Source organism: Nocardia higoensis (assembly GCF_015477835.1).
Taxonomy (GTDB): domain Bacteria; phylum Actinomycetota; class Actinomycetes; order Mycobacteriales; family Mycobacteriaceae; genus Nocardia; species Nocardia higoensis_A.
Genome location: NZ_JADLQN010000002.1, coordinates 404024 through 415367, shown reverse-complemented (window position 1 = coordinate 415367; position 11344 = coordinate 404024). Strand labels below are relative to the sequence as shown.

The 11344-nt window shown below is 69.8% G+C and carries 11 protein-coding genes; 9 read left to right on the top strand and 2 right to left on the bottom strand.

Going from position 1 to position 11344, the window contains the following annotated elements; translation table 11 throughout:
• Window positions 1–17: 17 nt before the first annotated feature.
• Together IU449_RS16075 and istB are read right to left on the bottom strand one after the other, a co-directional pair.
• On the bottom strand, window positions 18–752 hold the full coding sequence (locus IU449_RS16075; protein WP_195002893.1) for an IPT/TIG domain-containing protein: 735 nt from the start codon (window positions 750–752) through the stop codon (window positions 18–20).
• A gap of 739 nt (window positions 753–1491) precedes the next feature.
• Window positions 1492–2454 (bottom strand): IS21-like element helper ATPase IstB, encoded by a 963-nt coding sequence (istB, locus tag IU449_RS29690; RefSeq protein ID WP_324188279.1) that lies wholly within the window; start codon window positions 2452–2454, stop codon window positions 1492–1494.
• 209 nt (window positions 2455–2663) lie between these two features.
• Between istB and IU449_RS16065 the strand changes: the two genes are divergently transcribed.
• The 9 genes from IU449_RS16065 (at window position 2664) to IU449_RS16025 (ending at window position 11200) form a co-directional block, all read left to right on the top strand.
• Entirely contained in the window at window positions 2664–4007 is a 1344-nt protein-coding gene (locus IU449_RS16065; RefSeq protein WP_324188278.1) for a metallophosphoesterase, read from the top strand.
• Window positions 4008–4183: 176 nt separating this feature from the next.
• A complete protein-coding gene (locus tag IU449_RS16060) occupies window positions 4184–5005 on the top strand; it encodes a mycofactocin-coupled SDR family oxidoreductase (RefSeq protein WP_195002892.1) in 822 nt (273 codons plus the stop codon).
• Window positions 5006–5048: 43 nt separating this feature from the next.
• Window positions 5049–5177: a hypothetical protein gene (locus IU449_RS16055; protein WP_416382177.1), complete on the top strand. Its 129-nt coding sequence runs from the start codon at window positions 5049–5051 to the stop codon at window positions 5175–5177.
• Between the two features lie 130 nt (window positions 5178–5307).
• Window positions 5308–5904 carry a dihydrofolate reductase family protein gene (locus IU449_RS16050; protein ID WP_195002891.1) on the top strand — a complete coding sequence of 199 codons (597 nt, stop codon included), beginning with the start codon at window positions 5308–5310 and terminating at the stop codon, window positions 5902–5904.
• Between the two features lie 96 nt (window positions 5905–6000).
• On the top strand, window positions 6001–6996 hold the full coding sequence (locus IU449_RS16045; protein WP_195002890.1) for an adenylate/guanylate cyclase domain-containing protein: 996 nt from the start codon (window positions 6001–6003) through the stop codon (window positions 6994–6996).
• Window positions 6997–7033: 37 nt separating this feature from the next.
• Window positions 7034–7804, top strand: coding sequence for an RNA pseudouridine synthase (locus tag IU449_RS16040; RefSeq protein ID WP_324188277.1), 771 nt, complete (start codon window positions 7034–7036; stop codon window positions 7802–7804).
• A gap of 234 nt (window positions 7805–8038) precedes the next feature.
• Window positions 8039–8818 carry a metallophosphoesterase gene (locus IU449_RS16035; RefSeq protein ID WP_195002889.1) on the top strand — a complete coding sequence of 260 codons (780 nt, stop codon included), beginning with the start codon at window positions 8039–8041 and terminating at the stop codon, window positions 8816–8818.
• A gap of 65 nt (window positions 8819–8883) precedes the next feature.
• Window positions 8884–9549, top strand: coding sequence for a phosphodiesterase (locus tag IU449_RS16030; protein ID WP_195002888.1), 666 nt, complete (start codon window positions 8884–8886; stop codon window positions 9547–9549).
• Between the two features lie 121 nt (window positions 9550–9670).
• Window positions 9671–11200, top strand: coding sequence for a flavin-containing monooxygenase (locus tag IU449_RS16025; protein ID WP_195002887.1), 1530 nt, complete (start codon window positions 9671–9673; stop codon window positions 11198–11200).
• Window positions 11201–11344 lie beyond the last annotated feature (144 nt).

Here is an 11344-nt window from a genome sequence, read left to right as displayed (position 1 = left end):
GAGCGAGAGGGATCGGGTCAGAGAGCGGTGTAGGTGAAGGCACCGGCCGCGGTGTCGCTGCCACCGGCGGTGGTGACCACGATGTCGACGGTTCCGGCCGGATTCGCCGGGCTGACCGCGACGACCTGGGCGTCGGACAGGACGGCGAACGGCGCCGGGACGCCACCGAAAGTCACAGACGTGGTGGTGGTCAGGCCGGTGCCGGGGATGGTCACCGCGGTACCGCCCCCGACCGAACCCGAAGTGGGAAAGGGGGTCCCGACGCTGGGTGCGTCCACATAGGTGTACGAGAGGCCGTTGGTCGACCCGCCCGCCGTGGTGACGGTGACCCCGACGACCCCGGCCGCGGCGCCCGCGGGCACGGTCACCGTCAGCTCACCGTCGTTCACCACTGTCGGCTCCACGGACTCGGCTCCGAAAGCCACGGATTGGGCTGTGCTCAAGCCGATTCCGGTGATGGTTACCGTGTCGCCGCCCGTGACGACGCCCGCCGCCGGCGACAGGCTCGCTTTGAACGGCGGGCCGATGTAGTAGAACGTCAGCGGCCCGGCGATACCGCCCGGCGTGCTGACGGTCACCGGGACCGGGCCCGCCCCCGACGGGGAGACGACCGTCACCGAGGTCTCGGTGTTGTCGGTGATGGTGGCCGTCTTGGAGCCGAAGCGAACGGCCGTCGCGGAGCCCAGGTTGGTGCCGGTGATGGTGACAGTGGTGCCGCCGCCGGTGGTTCCCTGGGAAGGAGAGATGGGCATGGTGCTGTCCTTGTGCTCGAAGTGTGGTGTGGGCACGACTGATCGACGCCGGGCGGCCGCATGCCGCCGGGCGGGAATCGCGCACGTAGTTGTCGTCACTCGCACCCGCTGCCGCTGTCCGGCTGTCGGCGGGTACGGACGAGGAGGCGGCCCTGGTCGAGCTGCCGTCCGAGACATCACCGGTGCGGGGCCGCACAGTCACCACTCGCGCTCGGCGTGGTTGCCGCCCGGTGGCGGACGCGCCGATGCGGTGGCCGGCAGCCGACGATGACGATTTCTACCGGTGACGCAATCGCATAAAGCGTGAAGGCTCCACCGGCTCGAACCGGTGGCCTCGGATGATAATCAGTTATGATCCATATTTCTCCTCGCACAATTCTGATCGAAATGAGCCCAACCGCCAAGATACGTGCACGTAACACCTCGTGCAACAACGATTTTCGCGGTCGAGCACCTGGTCGGCACCGCTGCGATCGGAAATTCTCGCCAATTCCGAAGGAGTTCTCGCGAATTCTGACAGCATTTTTTCACGAATTCCGGCGGGGTCTTTTCACGAATTCTGGCGACACCAGCGAGAGATACCGGTTCGTTCGATACACCGATATCGCCCGACGCTCGCTCGGATATGCGCCGGAGCGCTGCGCGACGAAGTCGGCGGGCCCGCGAACGCCGCCCGGCGCGCGCGACCGCACCGGCCCGGCGACCTCGGGCGCGCCCGGCGCCGGGCGGATGAGCGGGATCAGTCGGCGAGCATGCCGGACTCGGCGCGAGCCCGGCGATAGCTCCGGGTTCCGGTGTCGACGACGGTGCCGCCGAAGGTGAGCCGGTCGATGATGGCGGCGCGGAGCCGCGCGTCGGGGAAGACTTCGGACCAGTGGACGATGCTGCGGTTGGACGCGATCGCGACCGACTTCTTCTCGTCGCGTTCGGTGAGGACCTGGAACAGCAGTTCGGCACCGCGCCGGTCGAGTGCGGTGTAACCGAGTTCGTCGATGCAGAGCAGGTCGACGCCTCGATAGCGGCCGATGATGCGCGAGAGCCGGTTTCGGTCGGCGGCTTCGGCCAGCGCGGTGACCAGTTCGGTAGCCAAGGTGTATCGGACCCGGAAGCCCGCTTTCGCCGCTTCGGCACCCAGGGCGATCAGCAGATGGGTCTTTCCTGTGCCCGCCTCGCCGGTCAAGCACAGCGGCCGTCCTTCTCGCACCCAGTCGCACCCGGTGAGGGCGCGGATCACCGCCGGGTCGACGCTCGGATTGGCACCGAAATCGAAGTCACGCAGCGTTTTCAGGCGCGGAAAGCCGGCCGTGCCGACGAGGCGGCCGGTGCGGCGGCGAGCGGTCACCTGCTCCGCGCGCAGTTGCGGCCTGCGTTCGCGGATATAGGCGCTGACCCGCTGATACGACACATCGGCCATGCCCTGCTCGGCGCGCAGACGCTGATAGATCCGGGTGGCCGTATGCCGTTGCCGTGGCGGACCTTCCAGATCACCGCGCAGGATGTCGTCGATGAACGGCTTGTAGGGATCCAGCTTCTGGGGACGCGGGGGATACTCTTTGCGCGGCCCGGGGAGCACCGACTCCGTGGCCTTCGCCACAGTGCGCCATCCGACGCCGTGCTTGCGTTCGATGGCGCGCTTGGACATACCCGCACGGAGATCCTCCCGGATCGCCGCGTACAGTTCGACTTTCGAGATCTCTGACATCACACCCCACCACTCGCCCCAGTTATTCCATATCTACATGATAGGTCGGGGGTGGGCACCGGCATCCGACCTTGAAACCGAAGGCAACGCCACCGTTTTCGGCGCGCGAACGCCGTCGGGATCGGTGAGCGGCGGGGCGCCGGGCTGATCGGCGCGCCGCGTAGATTCGCCGGTGTCGGGAGTGCGGGCGATTCCGGAAGGTTGCGCTGGTGGGCAGAGTGGTGGGGTTGCTGATCGTCGCTGTGATGGTCGGCCTCGTGGCGGGATTGCACTGGTACGTGTGGCGACGGCTGGTGCGCGACAGCACGGTGGCCGGGTCGATCGGGCGGCGCGCCGGGACCGCGGTGATCGTGGTCGGCGGGCTGTTCATGGTGGGCACGATGGCGACGCGGATCGACATGGTGCCGTTCGGAGTGGTGCGCGTGGTGGCCACGGTCGGGTATCTGTGGGCCGCGGTGCTGATCTATCTGCTGCTCGGGGTGCTGGTGGGGGAGGTTCTCCGTCCGCTGATGGTGGGGTGGGCGAACCGGCGGGGTGGGTCGGGCGCGGCTGCGGCCCGCACCGCAGCGGCGAGACGGGAGGCAGACCCCGAGGCACCGATGGGCGCCGAGGCGACAGCACCGACCGCGCGGACCGGTGCCGCCGGTACCGCTGAGACCACGGCGGAAGCGACGTCCCCGGCGATCGTCGAGAACACCCACGCGCCAGCCGAGAGCGCCGGGTCGCGGGCGGTGTCGCGAAGGATGTTCGTCAGCGGGGGGCTGGCCGGCGCGACGGCGGTGGCGGCGGTGGCCACGGTCGGCGCGGGCACGTACGGGGTGCTGAAAGGCCCGGCCGTCAATCGGGTGACCGTGCCGCTGCGGCGGCTGCCCGCCGAGGCGTCCGGGTTCCGCATCACCCTGGTCAGCGATCTGCACCTCGGTCCGTCGCTGGGCCGCGGTTTCGCGCGGACGGTGGTCGACACCGTGAACCGCACCCGGCCGGATCTGATCGCCGTCGCGGGCGACCTGGTCGACGGAACCGTCGCGGACCTGCGCGAACACGTAGCGCCGCTGGCGGACCTGCGCGCGCCGCACGGCGTCTACTTCTGTATGGGCAATCACGAGTACTACTCCGGCCCGGACGAGTGGATCGCGTATCTGCCGAACCTCGGCATCCGCGTCCTGTTCAACGAGCGCGCCGAACTCCCCTGGTTCGACATCGCCGGGGTGGACGACCTCGCCGCCGAGGCCTACGACCGCGCCCCCGACTTCGATGCCGCGCTCGGCGGTCGCGACACCTCGAAGCCCTGCGTGCTGCTGGCCCACCAGCCCTCGCTCGTCCACGACGCCGTCGATCACGGCGTGGACCTGCAACTGTCCGGTCACACCCACGGCGGCCAGATGTTCCCCGCGAATCTGATCGCCGCCCTGGCGAATCCGACGCTCGCCGGACTGGAGCGCTACGGCGACACCCAGCTCTACGTGACTCGCGGTGCGGGCGCGTGGGGTCCGCCGGTGCGCGTCGGGGCGCCCTCCGACATCGCCGTCATCGAGCTCGTCCCGGACAACTGAGGCGCGGTCTCGCACCGATCGGCCGCGAGTGGCCGCCGAAGTCGCCCGCGAGGCCCCGGTGGACCGGCGAGCGTGATCTCTTGCGCCGCATGGGCACCGGCCGTAGCGTCGGTCACCGTAGCTGTCAGGCGGGCTGAACACGACGATGTGTGAGCCGGGTACGAGGAGGAACAACCGTGGGTGGTCGGCTGGAGGGCAGGGTCGCGTTCGTCACCGGCGCCGCGCGCGGACAGGGACGCGCGCACGCGGTCCGGCTCGCCGGGGAAGGCGCCGACATCATCGCCGTCGACCTGTGCGCGCCGCTGCCGGAGGCCGTGCCCTACGACTCCTCGACGCCCGACGACCTCGCCGAAACCGTCGCACTGGTGGAGGCCACCGGGCGCAAGATCGTCGCGAAGGCCGCCGACGTGCGCGATATCGACGCGCTGCGGGCGGTCGTCGACGAAGGGTTTACGGCGTTCGGCAGGCTCGACGTGATCGTCGCCAACGCGGGCATCTGCATTCCGGAACCGTGGGACACCATCACGCCGCAGTCGTTCCGCGATGTCGTCGACACCAATGTCACCGGCACCTGGAACACCGTCATGGCGGGCGCGCACCGGATCATCGAAGGCGGGCGCGGCGGATCGATCATCCTCATCGGCTCGGCGGCCGGGGTGGCCATGCAGCCGTTCATGGTGCACTACACCGCCAGTAAGCACGCGGTCACCGGCATGGCGCGCGCGTTCGCCGCCGAACTCGGCAAGCACTCCATCCGCGTCAACAGCGTGGCTCCGGGGCCGGTGGCGACGCCGATGGGTTCCGGCGACATGGTCGGCGCGCTCGTGCGGGCCGGTCGGACGAACGAACTGCTGGCGAAGATGAACACGCCGATGCTGCCCGACGGCGTCGCCATGCCCGAGGACATCGCCGATACCGTGGCCTGGCTCGCCAGTGACGAGGCCCGGTTGGTCACCGCGGCCAGCATCTCCGTCGACCTGGGCGCATCCCAGTACTGAGCTGCCCCGTCGGACCCCGCATCCGCCCGGCATTCCCGCCGCAGTGCCTGGCGAACTGCTCGACGAGGCGGTGGTGGAGTCCCTGCGCTCCGGACACGACACGGGCACGAACATCCCCGACGCGGCCGACAAGGAACTGAAGACCCTGCGCGTGGTGGCCGAGAACAGCTGAGCTGACGCTGGCCTCGCATTCCAGCCTCCGACACTCTCGGCGGGTTCGTGCGCGAAAACCGATTGCGCCGCATCGGGTGTCCCATTACCGTTCATATCACTACATTCGAAGTACTTCGATCGGAGTGATAATGCGAGAGCTCGTGTACTACGCGGCGGTCAGCCTCGACGGCCGTATCGCCGGGCCGAAGGGAGAGGCCGACTTCTTCTACGTCCCCTTGACCGACGAGAAGCGCTCCGCCGCCTACCACGCGTGGATCGCGGAGCACTTCCCCGACGTCACGCCCACCCCGTTCCGCGAGCAGTCCGGGCTCGCCGATGTGCCGAACGTGCGGTTCGACACCGTGCTCATGGGGCTCGGGACCTACCGGGCGGCCTACGACGAGGGCATCACCAGCCCGTACGCGCATCTGCGCCAATACGTGGTGTCGAGCAGCCTCGGCGATATCGGCGAGCCGGCGGTGACGGTCGTCGGCCACGACCCGATCGCGCTGGTGCGTGAGCTGAAGAAGGAGGACAGCGACAAGGCGATCTGGCTGTGCGGCGGCGGACAGCTCGCGGGCACGTTGCTGCCGGAGATCGACCGTCTGGTGCTCAAGTCCTACCCGATGCTGGCGGGGGCGGGAATCGGTCTGATCGACGGCGGATTCGATCCCACGCTGTTCGCCCCGGTGGACCGGCAGGCGTTCGACAACGGGGTGACGGTCACCGAGTTCGTCCGCGCCTGAGCGGTTTCCGGCATCGATCGGGTGCCGGTACGCCTGCGGCTCGCGCCGGGCGGGAAAGCCCGGGACGGGCGCGGCGCCGGGCCGTAAGGTGACGGAATGGCGTCGTCGCAACAGCAGCATTCCGAGCTGGTCCAGTCGGTGGTGGAGTCCTATCTCCTGGGTGGCGAGCGCAAATACGACCGACATCAGGTCGCCGAGCATTCCGGGGTGGCGCCCGGGGTATCGCGCAGGCTGTGGACCGCGCTGGGCTTTCCCGCCAACGACGACAGCGCCGTCGACTACACCGAGGGCGATGTGGAGGCGGTGCGGAAGTTCCGGTCGATGAGCGTGGTCGGCGGCGCGGATCTGCGGTCCCAGGCGGCGGCGGCGCGCACCATCGGTCAGGGGATGGCGCGGCTGGCGGAATGGCAGGCGGACCTGGTGCTCGCCGAGATCTACACCCGGATGGCCGCCGAGGGCGACTCCCCGGAGAATGTCCGCCGCATCTCCGAGGAGACGATGACCGCGCTCGCGGATCTGCTCTCCTACACCTGGCGCAGGCACCTGGCCGCGGCGCTGAACCGTTCGTTCGACGGCGCGGTCACCCCGCTCAACGAGGACTCGACCAGGGAACTGGCCGTCGGATTCGCCGACATGGTCGGCTACACCCGGCTCACCAGGCACCTGCATCCCGACGAATTGTCCACGCTGCTGGAGGCTTTCGAGTCCACCACGACGGCAGCCATCACCGAGCACGGTGGGTGGGTGATCAAGAACGTCGGCGACGAGGTCATGTTCGCCGCCGAGACCGCGCGCGCCGCCGCGCACATCGCGCTCGACATCCAGGAGTCGACGATGCTGGTGGGCTCCACCCCGGAACTGCGGGTGGCGGTGGCCTACGGGCCGGTGCTGCAGCGATTCGGCGACCTGTACGGGACGGTGGTCAACATCGCGGCCAGGCTGACCGGCGTGGCCAGGCCCGGCACAGTGCTCGTCGACGACGGCGCCGAGGAGAAACTGCGCGACGATCCGGAGTTCAAGGTGCGGCATCTGCGCAGTGTCCGGCTGCGCGGGTTCAACCGGCTGCGCCCGCATCTGATCCGCCGGGCCTGACACGCCCGGGCGCACGGGCGTCCGTAAGGTCGACGGCGTGGATGCCGGAGTGGAAACGGACTGGTCGCGGCTGCGGGAGCGGTACCTGCTCGCCGAGGACGCGGCGGTGCTCGCGCTGAACAAGCCCGCGGGCATCTCGGTGACCGGGGAACGCCACGACACCGACATCGTGGAATCGGCCGCCGCGGCGGGCGAGACGTTGTATCCGGTGCACCGCATCGACAAGGTCACCTCGGGGCTGGTGCTGCTGGCCAAGGACCTCGGCGCGCACGGCATGCTGACCAGGCAGTTCGCCAAGCGCACGGCGGAGAAGGCGTACCTGGCGGTGGTCGAGGGGGTCGAGCTGCCCGATCGCGGCGTCATCGAGCTGCCGCTGAGCGTCGGGCGCAAGAATCGGGTGCGCATCGCCGCGCCGCGCGAGTCCATCCGGTCGGCGGACGGGCGCTGGTTCGTCGACGAGGCCGATCTGCTGCCCACCAAGAACTACCCGTCGCGCACCGAGTTCACGACCCTGGCCCGCACCGGCGGCCGGGCGGTGCTGGCCCTGCGCCCGGTGACCGGGCGCAGACATCAGATCCGGGTGCACCTGGCCTGGATCGGGCACGCGATCGTCGGCGATCCGCTGTTCGGCAGGTCCGGGCTGCCGCGCGCGCACCTGCACTCGTGGCGGCTGCGTTTGGACGCCCCCTGGCGCGATCCGGCCGTGCTCGATCTGATCGCGCCCCCGGGGGCGGACTTCTGGTCGGCGGTGCCCGAACTCGACGACCCGGCCGCCCTGCTCGATCCCGACGCGCCGATCGGCTCCTGAGCCGCGGCCCGTTCGCGCGAGCAGCGGCTCCGGTCGTCGACAGCCGACGGGGCCTTCCCGCCGCGGTCACCGCCCCCGCCGGTCCGTCGACGAGCGCGCACCGGTGCCGACCGATCGTGGTGAGGCTCATGCGGACCGGCGGTCCAGGGGCCGTTAGCCTGGACAGGTGCATGTGCTCGCGTGCCGACCACGCCGTGACGCGACGCGGCGACTCCGCAGAGAAAGCGACCGCCGATGATCCTGGTAGCGCAGGTCAGCGACACCCATTTCGACCTCGGCACCCGCAACGCCCGACGGGCCGAGAAGGTGATGGACTTCCTGGCCGACCTGCCGCGCAGGCCCGACGCGATCCTGCATACCGGTGACATCACCGAGTCCGGCAGCGCCGCGCAGTACGCCGAGGCGCGCGCCGCGTTGAAGTCCGACATCCCCGTCTATTCCATTCCCGGTAATCACGACGAGCGGGTCGCCTTCCGCACCGAACTGCTCGGCATCGAAGCCTCCGCCGATCCGATCCATCACGTCCACCGCATCGGCGAGCTGACGGTGATCATGCTGGACACGACCGTCCCCGGCGAGCCAGGCGGGCGGATCGACGAGCAGAGCTACGACTGGCTGCGCGGCGTCCTCGCCGAGACGTCCGCGCACGCGCCGATCGTGCTGGCCATGCATCATCCGCCGGTGCGCCTGCACAGTCCCATCGTCGACGACATCGCGCTCGCCGAGCCGGGCAGGCTGGCCGAACTGGTGACGTCCGATGCGCGGATCCGCGCTGTTCTCGCAGGTCACGCCCACTCTTCGGCGGTCACCCTGTTCGCCGGTCGGCCTCTGCTGGTCGCGCCGAGCACCTCGTCGGTGCTGAGCGGCGCGTGGGAGCTGCGGCCACCGGACCGGGTGATGGACTATTCCCCCGATCCGGCCGTCGCTCTGCATGTCTTCGACGAAACCGGGGCGATCACGACGCATTTCCGCACCGTGCCGATGAACGGATGCACGGGCGCGCCGCTGTCCTGACATCCGGGGCGGCCGGCAGCGCGGCCGCGCCGTTTGACCGGGGCGGGTCCGGGCACCCAGGCCACATGACCCAGCTCTTCCGTGAGTTCTTCGCGGGCGCGGCCCGACTCCGGCACGCGCGCGTCTTCCATCCCAACGGTCTGCCGCTGTCGGGCAGGCTGCACCCCGAGCCCGAGGTCGAAGACCTGTTCGGCGAGGGTGAACGCGCTGTACTCGCGCGCATGTCCAAGGGCATCGGCACACCGTCCGGACTCCCCGATGTGCTGGGGCTGGCGCTGCGGGTGCTCGATCGCGACGACAAACCGTTCGATCTCGCGCTGGCCACCACCGGCGAAGGCGTGCTCGGCCGCTACTTCCTCACCCCGGCGCGCGGCTGGCGCAGCGCCCGCTACGGCAGTCTGATGCCCTATCGGCTCGGCGACCGATCCCCGGTCTGGCTGTTCGCCGAGCCGGAGCCGGGTCTGCCCTCCTCTTCGTCGCTGGACGATCTCGAGGAGCACGTGCGCACGACGCCGATCGAATACACCCTGTCGGCGGCGGGCCTGATCGGACGGCCCCGCAAGATCGCCCGGGTCACCCTGCATCCGGTCGACGCCGGCGACTACCGCACCGACTTCTTCGATCCGGTGATGAACCATCCCGACGACGTGCGTCTCCTGCCCGAGGTCGTCGGCCGCGTGCGCGAGCTGGCCTATTCCGGCAGCCGGGAGGGGCGCGGCCAGCACCCGTGACCGGCATATTCCACAACCCCGCCGTTGTCCACAGGGCAGCGGCGCCTGCCGCCGAAAGGACATGACCGGCCATCGCGCGCCTCTACAGTTGAGGCATCGGCGGCAGGGTGAGGAGAGGCGCATGGGTTCAGGTCCTTCGGTGCTCGTCATCGGCGCCGGCTTCGGCGGCATCGGCGTGGCTGTCGAGTTGCAGCGCAACGGTTTCGACGATGTCGTCGTTCTCGAGCGGGCCAGCGACCTCGGTGGGGTGTGGCGGGAGAACACCTATCCCGGCGCGGCCTGTGATGTGCCCTCGCCGCTGTACTCCTATTCCTTCGAGCCCAAGCCGGATTGGCCTCAGCGCTACTCCGGTCAGGCCGCCATCCACGATTACCTGCGTGGTGTCGCACGCAGACACGGCCTGCTCGACCGCATCCGATTCGGTGCGCAGGTCACCGAGGCCGTCTTCGACGAACGGCCCGACGGGGCAGCAGCCCGCGCGAACGGCGGCGGTGCCGTCGCGGGCGCGGACACCGCGGCCCCCGGTGCCGGGCGGTGGACGGTGCGGACGGCCGAGGGGAACACCTACGTGGCCGATGTGCTCGTCTCGGCGGTGGGGCAGTTGTCGCGCCCCGCCATGCCCGACATCCCCGGGGTGGACACGTTCACCGGAGCCGCCTTCCACTCGGCGCTGTGGGATCACGATGTCGATCTCACCGGAAAACGGGTGGCGTGCATCGGGACAGGGGCCAGTGCCGTCCAGTACATCCCCCGGATCCAGCCGCGGGTCGAGCATCTGACGGTGTTCCAGCGCAGCGCGGCCTGGGTGCTGCCCAAGTTCGACACCGATTACACACCGGTGCAGCACACGCTGTTCGCGAGGATTCCCGGCATGCTCTCGGCGGAACGGCTCGGCTGGTGGACGCTGGCGGAGGTGTCCTCGCTGGGGCTGGTGGACGCGCCGTGGATCGCCTCGCTGGTGAGCAGGATCGCGGCAAGGCATCTGCGCAAACAGGTCCCCGATCCGGCGTTGCGGGCGAAGCTCACGCCCGACTATCCGATCGCCTGCAAGCGAGTCCTGTTCTCCGGGGATTACTTTCCCGCGCTCACCCAGCCGAATGTCACCGTGGCGACCGAGGCGATCACCGAGATCACCCCGACCGGCGTGCGCACCGCCGACGGGACGGTGCACGAGGCCGACGTGATCATCTACGGCACCGGCTTCAAGGGCACCGAATTCCTGTGGCCGATGCGGGTGCGCGGGCGGGGCGGGCGCGAACTCTCGGCGGCGTGGGCCGAGGGCGCGCACGCCTTCTACGGCATGACGGTGCCGGGCTTCCCCAACATGTTCATGGTCTACGGGCCCAACACCAATCTGGGTGTCGGCTCGATCATCGCCATGATCGAGACGCAGGCGCGCTATATCCGTCAGGCCGTCGAACTGCTCGCCGACCGACCGGGACACGTCATCGAGGTCGATGCCGCGCGGGAGGAGCGGTTCAACCGGGAACTGCGGGAGCGGCTCGATCGCTCACCGTGGAACTTCTGCTCGAGCTGGTACCGCGATGCCGCCGGGCGCATCACCAACAACTGGCCGGGCACGGTCACCAGCTACCGCCGTCGGGTCCGCACGCTCGACCCCGACGACTACCTTCTGACGCCCGCGTCGTGAGCGGCACGCGCGACGGCCGCGGTCGACGCCCGCGGCGCCGCACACACGCGCGGGCCGCCCTCGCCCCTCCCCAGCAGGCCGGCGGGCGGAGCAGCGAGCCACGACCTGGCGGGCCCACGACCGCGCGGCTGCCGGGGCGTCGCC

Excerpts from the sequence above, each read along its gene's own strand:
- IU449_RS16075 (WP_195002893.1), bottom strand. The coding sequence starts at position 752 with ATGCCCATCTCTCCTTCCCAGGGAACCACCGGCGGCGGCACCACTGTC.
- istB (WP_324188279.1), bottom strand. The coding sequence starts at position 2,454 with ATGTCAGAGATCTCGAAAGTCGAACTGTACGCGGCGATCCGGGAGGAT.
- IU449_RS16050 (WP_195002891.1), top strand. The coding sequence starts at position 5,308 with ATGCGAGAGCTCGTGTACTACGCGGCGGTCAGCCTCGACGGCCGTATC.
- IU449_RS16045 (WP_195002890.1), top strand. The coding sequence starts at position 6,001 with ATGGCGTCGTCGCAACAGCAGCATTCCGAGCTGGTCCAGTCGGTGGTG.
- IU449_RS16035 (WP_195002889.1), top strand. The coding sequence starts at position 8,039 with ATGATCCTGGTAGCGCAGGTCAGCGACACCCATTTCGACCTCGGCACC.
- IU449_RS16030 (WP_195002888.1), top strand. The coding sequence starts at position 8,884 with ATGACCCAGCTCTTCCGTGAGTTCTTCGCGGGCGCGGCCCGACTCCGG.
- IU449_RS16025 (WP_195002887.1), top strand. The coding sequence starts at position 9,671 with ATGGGTTCAGGTCCTTCGGTGCTCGTCATCGGCGCCGGCTTCGGCGGC.